Consider the following 21,610-nt stretch of genomic DNA (forward strand, 5'->3'; position numbering starts at 1 on the left):
CGAAATCCTTACCTGCCGCCAACCCACCTGCAACCAGCATGATCTTGACGATCTATCTCACTTCTCCGCAACCTGATCATGTCCTTGGACCAAGGTATCTGCGATGTTCGCGCCTGGTCCGCAGCCGTGCCGGCCGCCAGGGGAGGTGGATCACCTTGGCTTGGGTGAGCGTGATCGGACCCTCCATGGAACAGGTGGAGTACCGGCTGCAGGGCGGCGCCGGATGCGGCGCGCACCGCGATGACGGCCAGGCCCAGGGCACGCCCCAGCAACCGCACGAGCAGCTCACCTACCGGCTGGCCGACGAACGCGGACTGATGTGGATCGGCCAAGGCCTGCACGAGTTCGGCATCATCCCGCAGACCCCGCTCACCCCCGACCAGTACGCCACGGCCCGCGCGCTGATGGACGGCGTGCATCCCTGGAGTGGCAAGGTTCTGGTGCCCGCCAAGCACGAGGTCGACCCCCGCGCCAAGCTGCCTGCCGCACCGCTCCTGGCGGCGTTGGAAGCGGCCGCGGCCGAGCAGGGCACCACGGTGCAGGAGCGGTTATCCGACCGGCCCGCGGTGGCCAGGCGCGTGGCCCGCATGGCGCGCGGCATCGCCCGCCAGGGCGAGGCCCATCTCATGACGGTCACCGAGATCGAGCAGGTCGCCCGCGCCGCCGGCGTCGACGTAGGGGAGGCGTACACAGCCGACGAACTGGCCGTCGCACGCCGGTGGCGCAAGTCCCGGGTACGCGTCGGCAACCGCGGCTACGACCTGACCCTGGACGTCACCAAGAGCCTGTCGGTGCTGTACGGGCTGGCCGGAAGAGAGTTCGCCGCCGAGCTCGAGACGGTGTTCGCCGACGCCGTGGTCGAGACGGTGGGCGCGGTGGAGGGCTGGGCCGCCTACGGTCTGCGCGGCCACCAAGGCGACGGCCAGGTAGCCGATCGGGAGGAGTCGACCGGGCTGCTCGGATGGGTGATGTGGCACCGTACCGCCCGGCCGGTGGACGGCGCGGCACCCGACCCGCACCTGCACGCCCACGTGACCATCGCCAACATGGTGCGCGGCCGCGGCGACGGCCGGTGGTCGGCGATCGCCGCCGGCGGGCGGGACATCCACCGGCACGCGCACGCCGCCGACGCCCTCCTCAAGGCCCGCATCCGCCGCGTGCTGACCGAGCGGTACGGCATCTCCTGGATCCGGGACCCGCACACCGGCGCGTGGGAGATCGCGGCCATCCCCGAGCAGGTACGCGTCCTGTTCTCCAAGCGGGACGGGCAGGTCAAGGCCCTGCTGGCCCGGTTCGGCAAGCCCTACGACGAGGCCTCGCGCCAGGCCCGCAAGGTGGCTTCCGCGGAAAGCCGCCAGCGCAAACAGGACGACACCGACGAGGTCGACCTGCGGGCGGACTGGCGCCGCCAGCTCGCAGCCGAGGGCATCGACGCGGACACCCTGGTACGAACCTGCCGACAGGGCGGTGAGCTGCCGCCGCGGCCGAGCGCGGAGCAGGTCGCCGCCTGGATCTGGTGCGCCGGAGGAGGGCTGACCGCGCACCGCAAGGTGGTGACCCGCGCCGATGTGCTGGCCGCGGTCATCGACGCGCTGCCCGACGGAGTGGCCGGCGTAGCCGAGGCTGAGGCGCTCACCGACGAGGTCCTGCGGCACGCCCCCGCCGTGGAACTACCGGAATCCGGGGCGAGCCACCTGAGCAACGCGGAGCGTTTCACCTCCCAGGACGTCCTGGACGCCGAGAACGCGATCCTGGCCAGCGCACGGAGCAGGTACGACAGCGGCGTGGCCGTGCTCGACGCCCGGACCGTGCGCATGGCCATCGACGCCTTTGAGGTCGGCAACGCCGTGGAACTCTCCGGCGAGCAGCGCGCCGCTGTGGAGCGGGTGCTGATGGCCGGGCACGGAGTGGAGGCGATCACCGGGGTGGCCGGCGCAGGCAAGACCACGCTCATGGCGGCCGTCAAGACCGCGTTCGAGGCGCGCGGCCTGGTGGTGCGCGGCGCGGCCACCGCCGCGGTGGCGGCTGCCAACCTGACCGCCGAATCCGGCATCGCCTCCCATACCGTCGCCGACTGGCTGCGCCGCATCCGCGATCCCGAGCGGCGAGGGCTGCGCGGGGTGGACGTGCTGGTGGTCGACGAGGCCGCGATGGTCGACGATCGCGAACTGGCCGTGCTGCTGCAGGAGGCCGAACGCAGGAGCACCAAAGTTGTGCTCGTGGGCGACCCGCTGCAACTGCGCGCGGTCGGCATCGGCGGCGGCTTCGGCACGGTGCACCGCCAGATCGGCGGGCTGACCCTGCGGCACAACCGCCGCCAGCGAGATCCGCTGGAACGCAAAGCCCTGGAGCTGTGGCGGGCCCACCAGCGGGGTGAGGCCCTGCACGTGTGGAGCCAGGGCGAGCGGGTGCGTTCCGGGCGCGGTGCCGACGACACCATGGCCCGGCTGATCGCCGACTGGGCGCACGCCAGGCAGCCCTATCGGACCGGCGACCGCGAGGCGGTGCACGACGAACTCGCCGATGTGCTCGTCCTGGCCGGCACCAACGAAGCCGTCGAACGGCTCAACCTCGCGGCTCGGGCCCTGCGACGCGAACTCGGCGAGATCACCGGCCCGGAGCGCACCTACCGGATCGCCGGCGGCCGCAACATCACCCTGGCGGTCGGGGATCACGTCCGCGTACGGCGCAACGACTACCGGGCCCGGCGCGGCGAGGGCGAGCTCAACGTGCTAAACGGTTACCGCGGCACGGTGGTGGCCATCGACGCGCGCGATCAGGTGCAGGTCGAGTGGCGTCACACCGGCCCGGACGGGCTCGCCCTGGCCACCGAGTGGATCAGTCGGCGGTTCATCGCCGAGGGTGGTTTGTCGTACGGGACGGCGATGACGGTGGCCGCCGCTCAGGGGCTGACAGCCGAGTACGCCTTGGTCTACGGCATGGGCTTGGACCCGCACACGCTGTACTCGGCGATGGCCCGCGACCGCGCCACCGCCCGCTTGTACCTGCCGCTGGAACTGCTGGAAGCTGACGAAGATCGGGCGCGTCATGGCGAGGTAAGGGGAGAGGATCACGAACTGCAGCGAGCGATGGCGGCCTACGCCGCCACGTTACGAGGCGACCGTACGGACAAGTTCCTCACGCCCGAGCCCGAGCCGGTCGCCCAGCGCTCGGCAGGCGAACGCCAGCCTGGAATCAGCCGAGACCGGGACAACCAGCGTGACACCGGCCGGCAGGTGTCTCGCGTTGACGAGGTCACTTCGGAGCCTGGTGATGGCCGGTCGCAACGCGATGCTGAGCGTGAGGCGCTGGTCGCGGTGCGGCGGGCGGCGGCTGCGTTGGCCTTGGCGCAGTCGCAGTACGGGGTGGGGTTGCTCGCGGAGGGCGAACTGCACAGGCGCCTGCACGAGCTGAACCGGCAGATCACCGCTGCCGAAGCCGATCTCCGGGCCGCCGAGCGGGATCGCCGGCGCTTCGCCGAAGCCGGCGGTGGCGCTGTCGAGACTCAGCTGATCGCCAAGCGGGATCGTTTGAACGAGCAGGCCCGAAGGATCGAGGCGGCGTCATCGGCCGCTGGGCGACTACGTCGGGCGATCGCAGCGGCGACGGACAGCCGAGAACTCGATGAACTCCGTCAGCGTGAGCATGACCTCGTCGGTGAACTCGGCACGCTGCGACCATGGGAACGATCACGCCGTCGCGAGTTGGAAGCCGCCCTGAGGGGGGTGGATGAACAGCGGACGCAGCTGCGGCAACGACGTGATGCTCTCGCCGAGAGTATGCCGGAGCTGCGGCAGGCCGCCCAGGAGGCGGCTGAACAGGCACCACCGAAGGTCGCTTGGCCGCTGGTACGGCGCCGTCGTGATGACCTGGATCGAGACTTCACCGCTGCGCAACGTGGTGCTCGTGCCCAGGATGTGGTTGATGCCGAGCGGCGGGCGGAGGCCGCTCGCAGATACCGAGTGCTGTTGCGACGGGAGCATGCTGCTGTGGAGCAGGAAGTCGCCCGGCGCAGGACGCTGTCTCCTGAACGGCGCGGTGTTGAAGATGCCGTCCGCTTGGAGCGTGCCGCGGAGTCTCGTTCAGGGCGAAGCGTAGACCAGCTTGGTAACCGTCATGCTGAACGTCAGATGGAGAAATCCCGTTTGCCCGACCGGGAGAAAGCAAGCCGCGATCAAGGGCACGATAGGTGATGGTCCGCGAGGAGTTGGTGTAAGCGAAGATAAACGTCGATTGTCGGTATTTGCCTCGGAGCTTCCAAATATGCGAAATGTCGGTTTCTCTGAAAGTGCTCAAAAACAGCGGCAGGCGGCCGTATCGTGCCAGGTCAGGAAGAGTGCTCCCCGCGCACGCGGGGATGGTCCCAGGAGTAGGCTCGGAAACGACAAAGCCCGGCGGTGCTCCCCGCGCACGCGGGGATGGTCCCCGTTTGTCCGATTTGGTGCCGATGTGGCGCAGGTGCTCCCCGCGCACGCGGGGATGGTCCGGTGTACAGGGTGCCGTCGGTGACGGTGCCGGAGTGCTCCCCGCGCACGCGGGGATGGTCCCTCGCCCGGATCAACGCCGACCCGAAGGCGTCCGTGCTCCCCGCGCACGCGGGGATGGTCCCGATCTGCGGTTCCAGATCACGTCCGTAGGGGCGTGCTCCCCGCGCACGCGGGGATGGTCCCCCAGGGAGGCGTTGAGCGTAAAGGAGCCCGTAGTGCTCCCCGCGCACGCGGGGATGGTCCCACGCCCAGCCCCTGGCAGCGGTTCAACATGCTGTGCTCCCCGCGCACGCGGGGATGGTCCCAGCAGGTCCGCCGAGGTGCTGGCGATGTCACCGTGCTCCCCGCGCACGCGGGGATGGTCCCGACGTGATCCCCGGCGTCTACGACATCTCCGAGTGCTCCCCGCGCACGCGGGGATGGTCCCATCCACTCGCCTAGGACCTCCCCGGACGGCCTGTGCTCCCCGCGCACGCGGGGATGGTCCCATCCACTCGCCTAGGACCTCCCCGGACGGCCTGTGCTCCCCGCGCACGCGGGGATGGTCCCGCGCCCGAGGTCATCCAGGTCGTGAAGAACATGTGCTCCCCGCGCATGCGGGGATGGTCCCCACAGCGTCTATCTCTATTCCTCGGCTGCGCCGTGCTCCCCGCGCACGCGGGGATGGTCCCTCCTCGGACGGCGCAAGTGACCCGCCTCGACGGTGCTCCCCGCGCACGCGGGGATAGTCCCATCAAGCACCATCCCATCTCCGCCAACAGGGCGTGCTCCCCGCGCACGCGGGGATGCTCCCCGCCTGGGTTTCTAAGGAGAACGATGGCTTACGTGCTCCCCGCGCAGCGGGGATTGTCCCGAGCTGGACTGGCAGGTCGAGCAGGCGCTCAAGTGCTCCCCGCGCACGTGGGGATGGTCCGATCAGGGCACCTCCATGGTGGCGAGGAGGGCGGTGCTCCCGCGCACGCGCCCTGGCATGAGTGGCCGCCGACCTGAAGTTCCTGGTGGCCGTTTACAGCGGACCGACAGAGGGGTTCCCCGAAACATCTCCCGAGATCTAGTGGCCGTGTTAATGTCCCTCCACCACTTCACGCGAACACAGGAAGTGGAGCAAGCTACCCTTAGCGAGAAGAGGTGCGTATGGAGAACTCCAATCCACTCAATCTTGTAACCTTTGTGCTGCTGTTATTCGCGGCCCTGGTCGGCACGGCCGCGGGCATACTCACACACATGTCCGGAGTGGGCCTGCCGCAGACGCTGCTGGCGAGTGGTGCGGCTGCCGGTGCTGGACTTCTCTGGGCGATGGCGGTACTCAGAGGGTCGGGTAACAACTGACAAGATATGTCAGGAGCCGCGGCGCGACATCACGGCAGACGGTTCGACCGCCTGATCTCGATGTGCTCCCCGCCTGCTGCGGGGATGGCCCCACAGGAAGTGGCGCTATGAAGTGCTCCCCGTGCATGCGGGGACAGCCAAGGGGAGCCGCCCTGCACCAAGTCGTTGGGTGGCACCTCTGGGCGGCTTGTGCTCCTATGTAAGGAACATGGCGAACATGTGCGTGAGGTGGCACCGCCGCTCAAACAGGATGTTCGGGAAATTTCATCGTTTGCTAAGCGTCGTGCGAGATCATGACCTTTAATACCCTCGTGCAGAACGATCAGCAATTTCCGGACCTCTTCAATGTCGGCCTATCGGAAGCCATAGTTTCGGTCTGGGCGAAACATGATCGTTCTACAGACGAATGGCTGCCTTTGTGGCGGCATTTGGCAGACGCTGGTACGGTTGCGAGTCGGCTATGGGACCGATGGCTCCCTGCTCAGGTCAAGCAGGTGATCGCTGAACCGCTTCCCGGCGGCCTGGAAGACGGGCGTCGGCTCGCGGTCTGGTTGGCCGCCACTCACGACATCGGGAAGGCGACTCCGGCATTCGCCTGCCAGGTGGAGTCACTTGCCGATGCGATGAGATCGGCCGGCCTGGATATGTCGCTGCACAGCCGGATGCCCGATAGGAAGTTGGCCCCTCACGGTCTTGCCGGGCAGGTGCTTCTGCGTGACTGGCTGGTCGAGCGGTATGGCTGGAAACGTTCGGCTACATATCAGTTCACGGTTATCGCCGGCGGGCACCATGGCGTCCCGCCCACCCACGAGAGCATCCGAGATCTGGACTCGCACTCGCATCTGGTGCGTACTCCGGCGTGTGCCGCGCTGTGGCAGCAGGTGCAATGGGAGATCTTGGATCGCTGCGCCGAAGCGTGTGGCGTCGTCGGCAGACTGCCGGACTGGGCGGCGGTCAAGCTGTCCCAGCCCGCGCAGGTCCTGTTGACCGGTTTGGTCATCGTGGCCGATTGGATCGCGAGCGACGCCGACCTGTTTCCGTACTCGCCGGAGGCGTGGGGGAGGAGCGAGAGCGAGCGGGCCGAAAGGGCCTGGCACGCGTTGGGCCTGCCGTCTCCTTGGCGGGCGTGCGAGTTCACCGGCGAGGCAGAGCAACTGATCTTCTCGCGGTTTCGGCTACCGGACGGGGCTCGTGTCCGGCCCGTACAGGAACGCGCGGTCGAAGTCGCGCGGTCGATGTCGGCGCCGGGCCTCATGATGATCGAAGCGCCGATGGGGGAGGGCAAGACTGAGGCGGCGCTGGCGGTGGCCGAGGTCTTCGCCGCCCGATCCGGTGCTGGTGGCCTATTCGTCGGGTTGCCGACCATGGCCACGAGCAGCGCCATGTTCCCGCGCATGTTGCAGTGGCTGGAGCGGGTGCCTGGGGAGCAGGCCGAGACCCTGGTCCGTTCGGTGCAGTTGGCGCACTCCAAGGCGGCTCTCAACGAGCACTACGCGAGGATGGCGCGCTCCGGCGTCCGCCCCCTCCTCGCCGTTGACGTCGACGGCCGTGCCGATGACTACCGTCCGCAGGAGGATCGCGCCGTCAGCTCCGCCGCGATGGTGGCCCATCACTGGCTGCGCGGCAGGAAGAAGGGCATGCTGGCGTCGTTCGTCGTTGGAACGATCGATCAGCTGCTGTTCATGGGGTTGAAGAGCCGTCATCTGGCTTTGCGGCACCTAGCGCTGGCGGGCAAGGTCGTCATCATCGACGAGGCTCATGCGTACGACACGTACATGAACTCGTACCTGGACCGGGTGCTGTCGTGGCTGGGCGCCTACCGCGTGCCCGTGATCGTGCTGTCCGCGACTCTGCCGGCCGGGCGCAGGCGTGAACTGGCCGAGGCGTACGCCGGGACGACCGAACCGATCACTGACTTCACGCGGATCGAAGCTGCCGAGGGCTACCCACTGCTCACGGCTGTCGAACCGGGCCGGCCGCACGCACCTGAGACGGTGGACGCCTCCGGTCGTAGGGCCGATGTGCATGTGGAACGGCTCGACGATGATCTGATGGTCTTGGGCGACCGGCTGGCCGAGGAACTCGCGGACGGCGGCTGTGCGCTCGTCGTGCGCAACACCGTCGACCGCGTGCTGGACACCGCGGCCTTCTTACGGGGCCGGTTCGGCGCAGAGAACGTGACCGTGGCGCACGCCCGATTCGTCGACTTGGATCGCGCTGCCAAGGACGCCGATCTGCTGGACCGTTTCGGCCCACCGGAGCCCGGCAAGGACCGACGCCCGAGCGGGCCGCACATCGTGGTGGCGAGCCAAGTGGCCGAGCAATCCCTCGACATCGACTTCGATCTCCTGGTGTCGGACTTGTGTCCCATCGACCTCCTACTGCAGCGTATGGGCAGGACACATCGGCACAGACGAGGTGAAGGTCAGAGCGATCGCCCGCCACGGCTGCGTACCGCGCGCTGTCTGGTGACTGGCGTGGATTGGACGACGGTCCCGGTCGAGCCGGTGTCCGGGTCCGTCTCCGTCTACCGCAGGCATGCTCTGCTGCGCTCGGCCGCGGTGCTGGAGCCGTACCTGTCCGGCGCTGCCGACACCGACCACGTCGTACGGCTGCCCGAAGACATCAGCGCACTTGTACAGCAGGCTTACGGCGCGGGAGAGGTCGGGCCGTCACAGTGGCAGGAGGCTCTCCAACAGGCGCGGCGGCAGCAAGATCTCCATCACGCCGACCAGCACAAAAGGGCGCTCGATTTTCAGATCGCGGCTGAAGGACGACCAGGTCGGCCGCTGCTCGGCTGGCTGGAGGCAGGCGTCGGTGACGCCGACGACACGCGGAAGGGCCGCGCCCAGGTCCGCGACAGCCGAGAGAGCTTGGAAGTGCTCGTCGTCCAGCGCCGCCCGGACGGCGCACTTGTCACCCTGCCCCATCTCACGAGGGGACGAGGCGGGCTGGAGCTTTCCGTCGACTCTCCGCCCGACCGCAAGCTTGCACAGATCGTGGCCGGATGCGGTCTGCGGCTGCCGTTCGCCTTCACATTTCCGAAAGTCCTCGACCAGGCGATCGAGGAGCTGGAGAAGGACTACATCTCGGCATGGCAGACCAAGGAGTCCCATTGGCTGGCGGGCGAGCTGATTCTCGTGCTGGACGAAAACTGTCGCCGCCGACTGGCAGGCTTCGACCTGCGTTACACCCCTGCTGATGGTTTGGAGGTGACTCGTGCTCAATGACTCTGCCGCACCGTCCTTCGACCTGACCCGCGAGCGGTGGCTCCCGGTGCAGCGCCGGGACGGCCGCGAGGAGGAGGTCTCCCTGCGGGAGGTCTTCGCCCAGGCGGGCGAGCTCCGCCGCTTGGTCGGGGACGTTCCGACGCAGGAGTTCGCGCTGCTGCGGCTGCTGCTGGCGATCGTTCACGACGCGATCGACGGTCCGCTAGACCTGGAGGAGTGGCAGGAGTTCTGGGATGCGGGGCTCCCCGTCGAGCGCGTCCACGGCTACCTGGATCAGCACCGGGATCGCTTCGATCTGCTCGACCCCGGTCAGCCGTTCTTCCAGACCTCCGGTCTGCAGACGACCAGAGGGGACATGACATCCCTGGACCGGTTGGTGGCCGACGTCCCCAACGGGGCGCCCTTCTTCACCATGCGCGCCCGCGGTGTCGATCGGCTGAGCTACGCGGAAGCAGCCCGCTGGGTCGTGCACGCCCAGGCCTACGACACCTCCGGCATCAAGACCGGTGTCGTGGGAGACCCGCTGGTCAAGGGAGGCAAGGCCTACCCCCGCGGCGTCGCTTGGGCAGGCAGATTGGGCGGTGTCCTGATCGAGGGCGCCAACCTCCAGCAGACGCTGCTGCTCAACCTCGTCGCCTTCGACACTGACAATCTGCGGATCGACGCCGCACACGACCGACCCGCTTGGCGACGCCCACCCACAGGGCCGGGCCAGGCCGATGAACTCGAACTCGCTCGGCGACCGGCAGGTCTACGCGATCTGTACACCTGGCAGTCCCGCCGCATCCGGTTGGCCTTCGACGCCGAAGGCGTCTTCGGCGCGATCCTCTCGTACGGAGATCCGCTGGACGCGCACAACATGCACCAGTACGAGCCGATGACCGGCTGGCGGCGCAGCGAGGCCCAGGAGAAGAAGCTCGGCCTGCCGCAGGTCTATATGCCCCGCGAGCATGATCGCAGCCGCAGCGCGTGGCGCGGCCTGGGTGCCCTGGTCACCGGGCGCGCCCCCGGCTGGGAGCAGCGCAAGGAAGCTGCGCAGGTTGTCCGGCCCAGAATTCTCGGCTGGGCCGCCCGGCTGGCCGTGGAAGGTGAGCTGCCACTCGACCTGCTGATCCGGGCGCGATTGTTCGGCGCGGAGTACGGCACCCAGCAGTCTGTCATCGACGAGATCATCGATGACGCGGTGGCCATGCCGTTGGTGCTGCTGTACGAGGAGGATCAACGCCTTGGGCAGACGGCTATCAACGCCGTCGGCGACGCCGAGGACGCGGTGACCGTGCTCGGCGACTTCGCCGCAGACCTGGCCCGAGCAGCGGGAGCCGAAACCGACACGGCCAAGGAAGCCGCACGGTCTCTTGGTTTCAGCACACTTGATGGACCGTTCCGGGACTGGCTGAGGCACCTCACCCCTCAAAATGATCCGGAGGAGCGAAGGGCCGCTTGGCAGAGCCAGGCGCACCGTCTCATCAGCCGCCTCGCCGGCGATCTTCTGCTTGCGGCGGGCGACCCCGCCTGGGAGGGGCGCGTCATCGAGGTGAAGGGACGCCCCTTCTGGCTCAGCGCGTCCCAGGCCGATCTGTCCTTCCGGTTCCGCCTACGCAGGGCGCTGCCGATGGCCGCCATACCCGGGGGAGATCAAGGAACCGGCCAGCTACAGAAAGCCGAGGCACAGTCATGACCATCACGGCTCCCGCGGCCTCCCGCCAGATCGCCGAACTCGTAGGCTCCAGCGCCGGCGCCTACATCAGCGAGCTGCAGAAGGGCTACCTGAAAGACCAGAGCTGGGCGGTGGCGACCCTCGCGCAGCTGCGCCGAGGGGCGGGCAAGCTGCCGCAAGAGGTGCCCGAGCTGTGGGGAGTCTGCGGCATCGAGCGGTTGTACGAAGAGCGGGACCTGACCGAGAAGGAAGCGGTCAGGGCGGAGGCCGCGCTCTTCCTCGCGGTGACCTTGTATGCGCTCCACCAGCAGTCCCAGGACAGCCAGGGAATGCACAAAGACGGCGTCGACCTGGGGGAGGCGGTCCGCCGCCTGATGCCGGACGACGGCATCGACGAGACGATCAGGCGCCGGTTCGTCCGCCTCGGCACCGCCACCACCCGCCAGGCGCTGGCCAACCGCCTGCGCGAAATCGTCACGCTGCTGCGCCGCGACTCCATCGAACTCGACTACGCCCTGCTCGCGCGGCTGCTCTACCTCGCCCAGGATCCCGACGGCATGCGGCGCGTACGTGAACGTTGGGGACGCGCTTTCCATGCCTACCGCCGCCGCACGTCACCGACAGAAACCGGCGCCGACAACGCCGCATCCCCCGAGAAGGAAGCACGATGACACGAACCATCCTCGAACTGCACGTGCTGCACACCGTCCCGCCGAGCTGCCTCAACCGCGACGACACCGGCACCCCGAAGACCGCGACCTACGGCGGTGTCCGCCGCGCCCGGGTGTCCAGCCAGGCATGGAAGCGCGCCACCCGGCGGCGCTTCCACGACATGCTGGACCCGGCCGAGCTCGGGGTCCGCACCCGCAGGGTGGCCGAACTGCTGACCGAACGGATCCGGAAGATCGACGAGTCCGTCGAGACGACCGAAGCGTGGGCACTGGCCGCCGAGACGATTCAGGTGGCCACGGGATCGAAGATCGAGCCGCCCAAGCGCGCCAAGGCGAATGCCGAGGGGCCTCCCGCTCCTGAGTCCAAATACCTGATGTTCCTCAGCGCCCACCAGTTGGACGGGCTGGCCGCGTTGGCGATCAAGGCGCGCGGTGCCGGCAAGGACTTCTTCAAGGACAAGGCGGTCAAGGAGGAAGCCAGGCAGATCGCCAACACCCGGCACTCGGTGGACATCGCGCTGTTCGGCCGCATGGTCGCCGACGGCGCCGACGTCAACGTCGACGCGGCGGCCCAGGTGGCGCATGCCATCAGCGTCCACCAGGCCGACATCGAGTCCGACTACTACACCGCCGTCGACGACTACAAGAACAGGGACACCGACGACCTGGGCGCGGGCATGATCGGCACCGTCGAGTTCAACTCCGCCACCCTCTACCGGTACGCCGCGGTCGACGTCGATCTCCTGCGCAAGAACCTCGGCAAGGGCCTGCGCGACGACGAACCCGTCACCGAGCCCGTGCGCCGGGCCGCAGAAGCCTTCGTCGAGAGCTTCATCACGTCCCTGCCCACCGGAAAGATCAACACCTTCGGCAACCACACCCTGCCCGACGCGGTGGTGGTGAAGGTGCGATCGTCGCGCCCGATCAACGCCGTGGCGGCGTTCGAGGAGCCCTGCCGCGCGGAGCCGGAGACCGGCGGGCACGTGCGCCACGCCGCCCAGGCCCTGGCCTCCTATCTCCCCGAGGTCGAGCAGGTGTACGGGGTCGCGAACGACGCGCCGAGCTGGGTCATGAGGGTCGGCAAGAACACCCAGGCGTTGTCCGACCTCGGGATCGAGGTATCGCTTCCGGAGCTCGTGGCGGCCGTCGGCGAGGAGATCGCCGGGAGGCAGGGCCAGGGATGAGCGTCCTGCTGATGCGGCTCGCCGGGCCCCTGCAGTCATGGGGGGCGTCCTCGAGGTTCTCCCGGCGTTCCACCGAGGCGGCACCCACCAAGAGCGGCGTGATCGGTCTGCTGGCGGCGGCCCTGGGACGGCAACGCACCGACGACCTCGCCGACCTGGCGGCGCTGCGATTCGGCGTGCGCACCGATCAGCGTGGAGTGCTGCTGCGCGACTTCCAGACAGCCCACCACTTCGCCACCGGTGACGCCCAGCCGATCTCCGACCGCTACTACCTGGCCGACGCCGTCTTCGTCGCCGGCGTAGAAGGCGACGCGGAACTCATCGACGACCTGCTTGCCGCGCTGCGCTGCCCGGTGTTCCTGCCTTACCTCGGACGTCGCTCGTGCCCTCCGGCACGCCCGCTGGAACTCGGCGCCGACCACGAGCATGCCCTCGAACAAGCTCTCAGAGACGTGCCCTGGCAGGCAGCCCCCTGGCACCAGCGTCGCCGCCGTCACGACCAGCAGATCGACCTGGAAATCCTCGTCGAGGCCACCCCCGCCGAAGGCGGTGGCGACAGCCTGCGTGACCAGCCGCTGAGCTTCGATCCCCTGCATCGCCGCTATGCGCTGAGAGGCGTGCGCCGGATCCCGGTGAGCGTGCCCAACCCGGTCGCCCTGCCGGTTCACGATCCCACCTCCCTACTGGAAGGTGCCTGATGCATCTGACACGGTTTCGCCTGAACACCGCCCGCGTGGGCGCGCGCAAGCTGCTGTCCTCACCTCAGGCCCTCCACGCCGCCGTGATGTCTTCGTTCGCCGAGATCCCGCCCGTGAACGAAGAGGGGCCGCGGGTGTTGTGGCGGATCGACCGCAACAGCAAGGTCGAGACCTGCCTCTACATCGTCAGCCCGGACAAGCCCGATCTCACCCACCTGGTGGAGCAGGCCGGCTGGCCGGAAACCGGGCGTTGGCAGACCTATGACTACCAAGCGCTGCTGTCTCGGCTCGCCAAGGGCAATCGATGGGCCTTCCGGCTGACCGCCAACCCGGTGCACAGCATTCGCCGCAACGCTGAAGAGCCCACCAAGCTCACCGCACACGTCAGCCAGAAGCACCAGATCGACTGGCTGCTGCAACGGCAGGAGAGCGCCGGCTTCAAGGTGATCGAGAAGCCGGCGGAGCACCAGCTCATACCTGGCCACGACTCCCATGAGCTCGTCATCCACGACCGGCGTCAGCTCACGTTCAAGAAGCGCGGCAACGCCAAGCCGGTCACCTTGCTCACGGTCACCTTCGACGGTCGCCTGGAGGTCACCGACCCGGAAGCGCTCAGCCGTACCCTCACCCGAGGGCTCGGCCGGGGCAAAGCGTACGGCTGCGGCCTCATGACCTTGGCAGAGGCGTAGCGGTGGCCACGGTCGGACAGCGGGGGGCGTCGTCACCACGCGAACTCACCCGCATGGGCGACCGCATCTCCTTCGTCTACCTGGAACGCTGCGTCCTACACCGGGAAGACAACGCCATAACGGCCGAGGACGCTCAGGGCGTGACCCACATCCCGGCCGCCACGATCGGCACCCTGCTGCTCGGTCCCGGCACGCGAGTCACCCACCAGGCCATGAGCCTGCTGGGCGACTGCGGAGCCGGAGTGGTCTGGGTGGGCGAACGCGGCGTGCGCTTCTACTCGGGCGGGCGGTCGCTGAACCGCTCGTCGTCTCTGGTGGAAGCGCAGGCGGCCAAATGGGCCAACCGTCGCACCCGGCTGGAGGTGGCCCGTGAGATGTACCGCATGCGCTTCCCCGGCGAGAACCCCGACGGACTGACCCGTCACGAACTGCTCGGGAGGGAAGGGCGCAGGGTCAAGGAGTCCTATCGGCGAGAAGCGCAGCGCACAGGAGTGCCCTGGAACGGAAGGATCTACGTACCCGGCGAATTCAACGCCGGAGATCCCGCCAACCAGGCGGTGACCGCAGCCGCCCAGTGTATGTACGGCATCGCCCAGACCACGGTCACTGCCTTGGGCTGCGCTCCTGGCCTCGGTTTCATTCATTCCGGGCACGAACTCGCCTTCGTCCTGGACATCGCTGATCTCTACAAGACCGAGATCGCCATCCCGATCGCCTTCGACGTCGCCGCCGAGAGCATCGAAGACATCGGCGCTCGTACGCGCAGAGCCATCCGTGATCACGTCAACAAGAGCGCTCTGCTGAAGCGTTGTGTCAACGACATCAAGCACCTGCTCCTCCAGGAGACCACGCTGGACGACCCCGACGACATCGACATCGTCACGCTGCAGAGCGACGAGGGAGAGGTCGAGTCGGGCCGCAACTACGCGGATCAGGACGACATCGAGGTCCCCTGGTGACCGTGATCGTGCTGACCCGATGTCCGTCAGGGCTGCGTGGTTTCCTCACCCGATGGCTGATGGAGATCTCGCCGGGCGTCTTCATCGGCGGGCCATCAGCCAGAATCAGGGAAGCCCTGTGGCTGGAGGTTCAAAATTACGCGGACACGGGACGAGCCCTTCTCGCGTACACCACCGACAACGAGCAGGGGTTTACGTTCGAGACCCACGATCACAAGTGGCATCCGATCGATCACGAGGGTCTCATTCTGCTGCGTCGGCCGAAGGACCTGGGCCCAGGCGCCGCGAGCGCTCCACCTCGCAACTGGAGCAAGGCGGCCAAACGACGCCGTTACGGACAACGCTGACCTGCGGCAGCGCGGAAACGACATATCTACGACGTCGCGAAACTCCCAATCGGGGCTCCTCTTGCGGATTTGCCTTGAATGTCCGTCTCTTCGAAAGTGCTCGAAATCTGCTTGATCACGTGACAAACCTGCAGGTCGTCGAGTGTGCTCCCCGCGCACGCGGGGATGGTCCCTCCAAGCGTGCATCGAGGCCGACCCGGAGGCCGTGCTCCCCGCGCACGCGGGGATGGTCCGTAGGTGCGCGCTCCCGTGGCGTCGGTGGCGTTGTGCTCCCCGCGCACGCGGGGATGGTCCCTGCGTCAGGCGGTCCGCGACGTGGAAGCGTCCGTGCTCCCCGCGCACGCGGGGATGGTCCGGCCGCGGCCGCCCGCTCGCTCGAGCGGGCGATGTGCTCCCCGCGCACGCGGGGATGGTCCCGCGGACCTGCCCGGCGGGCCGCCGGTCCTCTTGTGCTCCCCGCGCACGCGGGGATGGTCCCGCCCCGGCCCGCTGATACCAGGCCGGGGCGCCGTGCTCCCCGCGCACGCGGGGATGGTCCCACGGTCACGATCAGCGTCGGGGTCGACGTCGAGTGCTCCCCGCGCACGCGGGGATGGTCCCGCAGCTCGTCCTCCCGAATGGTGCCCGAGAGGGTGCTCCCCGCGCACGCGGGGATGGTCCCAGGCAACACGGTGCCAAGAGGGTCATTCCTCGGTGCTCCCCGCGCACGCGGGGATGGTCCCTGCCAGAACGCGACGGTTGCCGAGGCGCTGGCGTGCTCCCCGCGCACGCGGGGATGGTCCCCAGTTCATCGACTACAGGGCCCGCCTCGCCTAGTGCTCCCCGCGCACGCGGGGATGGTCCCGTGATCGTGACGGGCGCGGACTGCGCGGTGATGTGCTCCCCGCGCACGCGGGGATGGTCCCGCGAAGGTCGGAAAGGCCTGGTCGTCCACGTGCTGCTCCCCGCGCACGCGGGGATGGTCCCCGCGCCGGAATATCGGCAACGACATCGAGTTCGTGCTCCCCACGCGCGTGGGGATGGTCTCCGCCGTGTGGCGCCTAACCGCCGCCCTGGCCGTGCTCCCCGTGTACGCGGGGATGGTCGGGATAGGCATTGAGGAACTCGTGGGTGCTGGCTTGCTCTCACACAAGCGGGAACTCCCGCGCTTGAGCAAGAACGCAATGGGCTCTGGTCAGCCGAAGGACTCTTGCGGGTCCGTGAGGTCGGGCGCTTGAGTGTAGGGCTGCAGATGCGTGGTGGCGGTGCTGGTCAGCGTGGACACCTCGACCGTGTCGTAGCGATGAGGGTGGCGGGTGATCCAGCCGACGAGGCGGGCCGCTCGCAGCAGGGTCGCTCCACGAGCCGTGATGACCCGGAAGCGGGGCAAACGGGAGCCGTGTACTGCGATGACTGCCGTGACCTCGATGCGTCGTCCTGTCGCCTGGCTGAGGACCTCGCCGGTTCGGCGGGCTTCGAAGAGGACCGGCCGGACGATCTTGTCGATCGGGGTGCGGCCGATCCAGAGTGTGCCGGCGGCTGCTCGGACAGTAGTGCGGCGGTGCCACTTCTTGGAGTCGATGACGAACACGCCGGTCGGGCCGATGACCAGGTGGTCGATGTTGGCGTTGCTGTGCGGTATCGCCAGGTCGTGCAGCACGGTGTAGCCGGCCAACTCCAGGGTGCGCAAGCGGCGGGCGGTGGCGCGCTCTCCTGCCGCGCCCTTGCGCCAGGCCGCCGCCGGCGTGTGCGTACGTCTCTGCCGGACCAGGATGATCAGGCAGGAGAGAACGGTGACGATCAGCCCTAGCCAGACGGTGCTCAGCCACGCCACCAGCCCACCGGCGATGATCGCGACGGCCAGGAGGACCAGCAGACGGCGGGTACGGTCGGCCGTCTGGAGGGTGCGGTAGCGGGCGCGGGCGGACGCGCCGGCGGATCCGTACGAGCTCGGCATCGTCATGTCCTCCTCGGCGTCGCCGACAGGGCCTTCACGGTACGGATGGGGACCGACAGTTCTCGCTCTGGTTCTCCAGCAGGTCCAGTTCAGTGATGGTGCGGTCAACGATGTCAACGTCGTCGCGTGGAGGGCCGTCCGGTTGGTGGCGTTGGCTGCAGGGCCGCATGCGGATCTGCAGGCGTTCGACCGTGCTGGGCCGGAGCCGGTCGAGGTAGTAGGCGGCTTCGCTGGATGTGGCGCCGTCCCAGGTGTAGGCGGTGCGCCAGGCGCAGTACAGCATGGACAGCTCCTCGATGACGTCCCAGTGGCGGGGCCAGCAGCTCAGGATGGCCCGCGGCGCGTCGGGCCAGGCGAACAGCACGTCGCGGACCCAGTCCGCAAGCTCGGCCAGCCGCTCGGCCTTCTCCTCGTGCGGCATCCGGGGCCAGCACCAGGGGCGCTGGCTTCGCTTGGGTGACGCCTTGGCCTTGGAGGGCTGGGGCTCGCTGGAGGAGGCGTTCAGCTGAGCGACGGTGCGGGCGAGTTCTTCCAGCTCGGCGGCCAGACCGGTGATGATGTCAGGCTGGGCGTCGCCTCCACCCTGGTGGCGCCTATCGCTCACCGGTCGTCCGCTTCGGGGCGGCGGATGTGCCAGGGCCGAGCGAGACGGGGCCTTCGGCGGACGGTGCCGGGCAGGTCGGGCCGTCTGAGGGAAGATCTCAAGGTGGCCTGCGATGGCTCCAAGCGAGGCAACGGTACCTGGCCATTCTTGCGCCAGCGCTTGTAGTCGGCACGCTTCCAGATCTGCTCGATACGGACGATGGTCGGGGTGGCGTTGCGGCGCAGGACCAGGGCCCGCCAGGTCGGCAGCCGGCGAGCCTGCTCAGGCGGCAGCACGGGGACGTTCTCCCAGCGGCGGGTGCGCAGCCGCCGGCCCGACTCGTCGATCGATGTCTCCCAGTACGGCATCGCGATCTCGCCGCACAGCTCGGACATCGTCTTGAGGTCTTCGGGGTCGGAGGTGGCGCCGAACAGCATCTTGGCCTTGGCGTTGTTCCAGATGGTTCGGGCCCCCTCAGGCCCCCACCGTTGGCGGAACTGCGCATTGGATTGGCCCGCGACGATGAAAACCAGGCCGGAGCCGGCGGCGGTGGCCAGCCAGCCGGGCAGCCGGGGGATCGGGCAGACCTCGGGAGCCTCGTCCAGCACGAACAGCACCGGCGGGTCCATCCGGCGTCCGGGACGGCGGGAGGCAAGCGCGCGGGCGTGGTGGTGGAGTTCGGCGACCAGAGTGGTGAACAGCACGGGGATGGCCGGGGTGACGTCGTCGCCGGTGATCAGGTACAGGGTTTCCCGACGACGCAGCAGATCGTCCAGGTCGAGCCCTTCGCCGGGAGCGGGGCAGATCATGTGGGCGATGGCCGGGTCGTCCATACAGCGCAGCACCTGCCGGAGGGTGAGGAAGATGCTGTCGCGCGTACGGACGTGCAGGGCGTGATATCGACGCACCAGGGCGGCGGCGCGGTCGGTGTCGAGCCCCGGCCGAGGGCGGGTGAGGATCTTCAACGGAGTCGGGTCCTCGTCCAGCGCCCAGGCGTAGACCTGCTCCATCGTCAGCCGTTCGAGAGCGGCGGCGTGCATGAGCGAGGCCAGCACCATCGCGGCCTGGTTGGTCCAGAATCCCTCGTCGGATACGCCGCCGGTCTCCGCTGCGGCGACCATGTGCGCGGCTCGCCGGATCGCGGTGGCCTGGTCGTGGCAGCCGTCCACGGGGGACCAGCGGACGGTGGAGGCCCAGGTGCCGAACCGGTCAGGGTTGAACAGGTGGACGCGCCGCCGCTCGCCGCGCAGCCCGGCGGTCAGGCCGACGATGTCGTCACGGATGCTGGTGACGATCATCGCGCCCGGGGCGTCCAGGATGCGCCCGGCCAGGTGAGCGGTCTTACCCTCCTTCTGCGGAGCCAGACACAGCAGGCCGTCCTCGAAGGTGGCGTACGTACGCATACGGAAGATCCAGCCCTGCGCCCAGCCGAGGAACAGGGCGATCTCGCTGTGCGCGAGCAACCGCCGCCGCCACCAGCCCCGCACCGACGGGCGCGCGTGGCGGGCGACCTTGCGAGCGGCCGGCAGCCCGTAGTGCAGGTAGAGCTCCAGACGGCGAGCGAAGCCCGCGCCCGGATACATCCGCAGACGCAGCCGCCACCACAACGCCAACCCTTGACGGCGACGCGGATTACGCAGGCGGTGGACGGCTACGGCGGCCACCCAAGCGGCCATCAGGGCAGCGACCGCAGCGACAAGCAAGCCCGTGTGCGGGAACTGCGGCCAGCCGTTACCGGCCAACCCCGTGGTCATCGGCGTCCCCGGGGAGGCCCGTCGTGGCATTCGGCCCAGGTCAGACAGGTCGGAGCGAGCAGTGTGCCCGGTGGTTCCTCCGGCCCGGCGCGCCGGGGCGCACGGGTGCGGGCTGTGCGGGTGGGTGCGGCACGTGCCGTCTCGGTGACGGTCACGGCGGGCCTGCTGGATGCCCGCCTGACAGGCCTGTCGGATGGCCGCCTGCTGGGCTTCTTGGCCGACGAGGTGGGGGATGGGCGGGGCTTGGTGGAGGCGGTCCTGCGGGGGGACACCGATGTGCGTGTCGCGCTGAAGGTCGGGCTGGGGCTGGACTCGGCAGTTGTCGGTGGGTGGCGGGTGGGCGGGGTGCGTTGCACGTACGAAAAAGGCTCGTCGGGTTCGGTGGTGTGCTGTCCCAGAGGGGCGAGTGCCAGCCAGGTGCCGAGGCCGATGGCGGCGGCCAGGGTGAATGTCAGAGGCATGAGCTTGCGCCAGTCGGTGCGGGCCGGCTCGAACTCGTCCTCGTCCTCTGTGGCAGGTGCGGGTGGTGGGTGGTGCAGGCGGCGTGTGTTGATCGGCGTGAGAGGCGGGTCCGGTTTCCCGCCGTCCGCAGACGAGTCCCGCCTGTCCGGGCCGAGTTCGACGGGGTATCCGTCGCCGACGTCAGCGAACGCGGCCGGGCCTTCTTCGCCGTCGAAGCGGCCGTCGGGCAGGTTCGGAGGGTCGGACGGCATGAGGTGTCGCACCCTTTCGACGTGGTTCACACGAGGATGAAGATCTCGCCGGCTGCCTTGCTGAGGGCGGCGATGTCCTGCCGGATGCCGAGCTCGGTGGAACGCGGGTCAAACACCACCGAGAGCCGCTCGCGCAATTGCTGGCGGATCAGCTGCGACCACAGCGGGTTGCCCGCCAGGTCGGCGTCGAGCAGCCGGTAGGTGCGGCCGCCGTCGACGGCGTGGTGCCCCCACAGCGTCACCGTGGGTACGCCCAGTCCGATGACGGTGCCGATGCGGGCGTTGATCTGGGCCGTGGCCTGGGCGTCGTCCCAGAGGGCGGCGGTGCCGCTGTGGGCCAGGCCGTACTCGCGCGAGCTGATCTGGGCCAGCGTGTCCCAGTCGAGGGCCTTGATGCTCAGCCATTGGGCGCGGGTGGCGATCGCGGGTGTGATGGGCTGCTGCTTGCCGGTCTTCGGGTCGCGCAGCCGATGCTGGTGGTAGGCGGAGGCGAACAACCCGTTGGAGACGTACACCTGCTCGACGGCGCTCGCCTTGATGTAGCGCTCGACGAGCTCCTTGGTGGCCAGCGGCGCCTTGTCCCGCATGGCCGCGACGCAGGCGGTGGCCGCGCCGCAGCCCAGCTCGGGCACCACCACGCCGATCGCGAGCCGCTTACCAGGCACGGCCTGGCGCAAAGCATCAACGGTGCGGCTGAGAAAGGCCTCGACGTCGTCCGCGCTCGCGAACCCGCTGTAGGCGAGGTTGTCGGCGAACTTGACACCGATCACGCCAGGCTGACGGGCGGCCTCGGCGAGCGCGTCCAGAGCTGTCTGGAATCGCGTGGCGCCGGCGAGATAGTCGTCCGCAAGGTCACTCTCCACCCAGATACGCAGCCCGGCCGCCCGTGCGGCCTTGATCGCGGTGGTGCCCGGCTGGTCTGTCGCCGCAGGGCTTGCAGTGGCGTCGGGCGACAGGCTCTCGACGGGAGTGGCCGTCGGCGTGGGGGCCGGGGTCGAACTCGTCGTGGCCGATCGGCGAGGGCTGGGACGCACCGTGGCGGAGGCGGTGGGAGACAGCGGCTCGGCGGCCTCCAGGTTGGCGCCGCCATCAGCGGCCCAGAACGCGGCGACCTCGGCGGCGTCTTGCGGTGGGGTCAGCCAATAGCAGACCACGTGGGTCGGAGTATCAGCAGGCAACAGGTCCCGGCAGGAATCGCCACGCTGTACGTCCATGGCCTGCTCGGCGCTGGGATCCGCTGGGCTGTTGCCGGGGACCATACCGGGGTCGGCCCTGGCCAGGAGCGGCATGCACACAACGAGCGCCAGCACGCTGCCGGCCACGGTGAACTGCGCTTCTCGCCGGGTGATGCCGGAGAAGAACTGTCTCATCTG

Annotated in this window: 14 protein-coding genes and 2 CRISPR repeat arrays; of the genes, 10 read left to right on the forward strand and 4 right to left on the reverse strand. The window is 68.8% G+C overall.

Going from position 1 to position 21,610, the window contains the following annotated elements; all coding sequences use genetic code 11:
• The first annotated feature begins 164 nt into the window (after positions 1–164).
• The 10 genes from mobF to cas2e all read left to right on the forward strand — a co-directional run bounded on the left by mobF (position 165) and on the right by cas2e (position 15,251).
• Positions 165–4,193: a MobF family relaxase gene (mobF, locus tag ACIBF7_RS44190; RefSeq protein WP_397199820.1), complete on the forward strand. Its 4,029-nt coding sequence runs from the start codon at positions 165–167 to the stop codon at positions 4,191–4,193.
• Between the two features lie 143 nt (positions 4,194–4,336).
• Positions 4,337–5,401: direct repeats of the CRISPR family, unit length 29 nt; unit sequence GTGCTCCCCGCGCACGCGGGGATGGTCCC.
• Positions 5,402–5,621: 220 nt separating this feature from the next.
• Positions 5,622–5,816, forward strand: coding sequence for a hypothetical protein (locus tag ACIBF7_RS44195; protein ID WP_397199821.1), 195 nt, complete (start codon positions 5,622–5,624; stop codon positions 5,814–5,816).
• Positions 5,817–6,127: 311 nt separating this feature from the next.
• On the forward strand, positions 6,128–9,046 hold the full coding sequence (cas3, locus tag ACIBF7_RS44200; protein ID WP_397199822.1) for a CRISPR-associated helicase Cas3': 2,919 nt from the start codon (positions 6,128–6,130) through the stop codon (positions 9,044–9,046).
• The gene (gene casA / locus ACIBF7_RS44205; RefSeq protein WP_397199823.1) at positions 9,036–10,724 is read left to right on the forward strand and encodes a type I-E CRISPR-associated protein Cse1/CasA; all 1,689 of its coding nucleotides are present in this window, start codon (positions 9,036–9,038) and stop codon (positions 10,722–10,724) included. The genes cas3 and casA overlap by 11 nt, the downstream gene beginning before the upstream one ends.
• Entirely contained in the window at positions 10,721–11,374 is a 654-nt protein-coding gene (casB, locus tag ACIBF7_RS44210; protein WP_397199824.1) for a type I-E CRISPR-associated protein Cse2/CasB, read from the forward strand. The genes casA and casB overlap by 4 nt, the downstream gene beginning before the upstream one ends.
• Positions 11,371–12,558 carry a type I-E CRISPR-associated protein Cas7/Cse4/CasC gene (gene cas7e / locus ACIBF7_RS44215; protein WP_397199825.1) on the forward strand — a complete coding sequence of 396 codons (1,188 nt, stop codon included), beginning with the start codon at positions 11,371–11,373 and terminating at the stop codon, positions 12,556–12,558. Before casB ends, cas7e begins: the two co-directional genes overlap by 4 nt.
• Positions 12,555–13,256, forward strand: a complete 702-nt coding sequence (cas5e, locus tag ACIBF7_RS44220; RefSeq protein WP_397199826.1) for a type I-E CRISPR-associated protein Cas5/CasD — start codon at positions 12,555–12,557, stop codon at positions 13,254–13,256. The genes cas7e and cas5e overlap by 4 nt, the downstream gene beginning before the upstream one ends.
• On the forward strand, positions 13,256–13,945 hold the full coding sequence (cas6e, locus tag ACIBF7_RS44225) for a type I-E CRISPR-associated protein Cas6/Cse3/CasE (RefSeq protein WP_397199827.1): 690 nt from the start codon (positions 13,256–13,258) through the stop codon (positions 13,943–13,945). Before cas5e ends, cas6e begins: the two co-directional genes overlap by 1 nt.
• 2 nt (positions 13,946–13,947) lie before the next feature.
• A complete protein-coding gene (gene cas1e, locus ACIBF7_RS44230; protein WP_397199828.1) occupies positions 13,948–14,904 on the forward strand; it encodes a type I-E CRISPR-associated endonuclease Cas1e in 957 nt (318 codons plus the stop codon).
• Positions 14,901–15,251, forward strand: coding sequence for a type I-E CRISPR-associated endoribonuclease Cas2e (gene cas2e, locus ACIBF7_RS44235; protein WP_397199829.1), 351 nt, complete (start codon positions 14,901–14,903; stop codon positions 15,249–15,251). The genes cas1e and cas2e overlap by 4 nt, the downstream gene beginning before the upstream one ends.
• 144 nt (positions 15,252–15,395) lie before the next feature.
• Positions 15,396–16,338: direct repeats of the CRISPR family, unit length 28 nt; unit sequence GTGCTCCCCGCGCACGCGGGGATGGTCC.
• 87 nt (positions 16,339–16,425) lie between these two features.
• Here cas2e and ACIBF7_RS44240 read toward each other — a convergent pair.
• The 4 genes from ACIBF7_RS44240 to ACIBF7_RS44255 all read right to left on the reverse strand — a co-directional run bounded on the left by ACIBF7_RS44240 (position 16,426) and on the right by ACIBF7_RS44255 (position 21,607).
• The gene (locus ACIBF7_RS44240) at positions 16,426–17,193 is read right to left on the reverse strand and encodes a nuclease-related domain-containing protein (RefSeq protein ID WP_397199830.1); all 768 of its coding nucleotides are present in this window, start codon (positions 17,191–17,193) and stop codon (positions 16,426–16,428) included.
• Between the two features lie 28 nt (positions 17,194–17,221).
• Positions 17,222–17,791: a hypothetical protein gene (locus ACIBF7_RS44245; RefSeq protein WP_397199831.1), complete on the reverse strand. Its 570-nt coding sequence runs from the start codon at positions 17,789–17,791 to the stop codon at positions 17,222–17,224.
• Positions 17,788–19,383, reverse strand: a complete 1,596-nt coding sequence (locus tag ACIBF7_RS44250) for a type IV secretory system conjugative DNA transfer family protein (RefSeq protein WP_397199832.1) — start codon at positions 19,381–19,383, stop codon at positions 17,788–17,790. The genes ACIBF7_RS44245 and ACIBF7_RS44250 overlap by 4 nt, the downstream gene beginning before the upstream one ends.
• An 880-nt stretch (positions 19,384–20,263) precedes the next feature.
• Positions 20,264–21,607, reverse strand: a complete 1,344-nt coding sequence (locus ACIBF7_RS44255) for a hypothetical protein (RefSeq protein WP_397199833.1) — start codon at positions 21,605–21,607, stop codon at positions 20,264–20,266.
• Between the last annotated feature and the right edge of the window lie 3 nt (positions 21,608–21,610).

Origin of the sequence: Nonomuraea sp. NPDC050478 (assembly GCF_044458265.1) — a bacterium.
GTDB lineage: Bacteria > Actinomycetota > Actinomycetes > Streptosporangiales > Streptosporangiaceae > Nonomuraea > Nonomuraea ferruginea.

Excerpts from the sequence above, each read along its gene's own strand:
- ACIBF7_RS44195 (WP_397199821.1), top strand. The coding sequence starts at position 5,622 with ATGGAGAACTCCAATCCACTCAATCTTGTAACCTTTGTGCTGCTGTTA.
- casB (WP_397199824.1), top strand. The coding sequence starts at position 10,721 with ATGACCATCACGGCTCCCGCGGCCTCCCGCCAGATCGCCGAACTCGTA.
- cas7e (WP_397199825.1), top strand. The coding sequence starts at position 11,371 with ATGACACGAACCATCCTCGAACTGCACGTGCTGCACACCGTCCCGCCG.
- cas5e (WP_397199826.1), top strand. The coding sequence starts at position 12,555 with ATGAGCGTCCTGCTGATGCGGCTCGCCGGGCCCCTGCAGTCATGGGGG.
- cas6e (WP_397199827.1), top strand. The coding sequence starts at position 13,256 with ATGCATCTGACACGGTTTCGCCTGAACACCGCCCGCGTGGGCGCGCGC.
- ACIBF7_RS44240 (WP_397199830.1), bottom strand. The coding sequence starts at position 17,193 with ATGACGATGCCGAGCTCGTACGGATCCGCCGGCGCGTCCGCCCGCGCC.
- ACIBF7_RS44255 (WP_397199833.1), bottom strand. The coding sequence starts at position 21,607 with ATGAGACAGTTCTTCTCCGGCATCACCCGGCGAGAAGCGCAGTTCACC.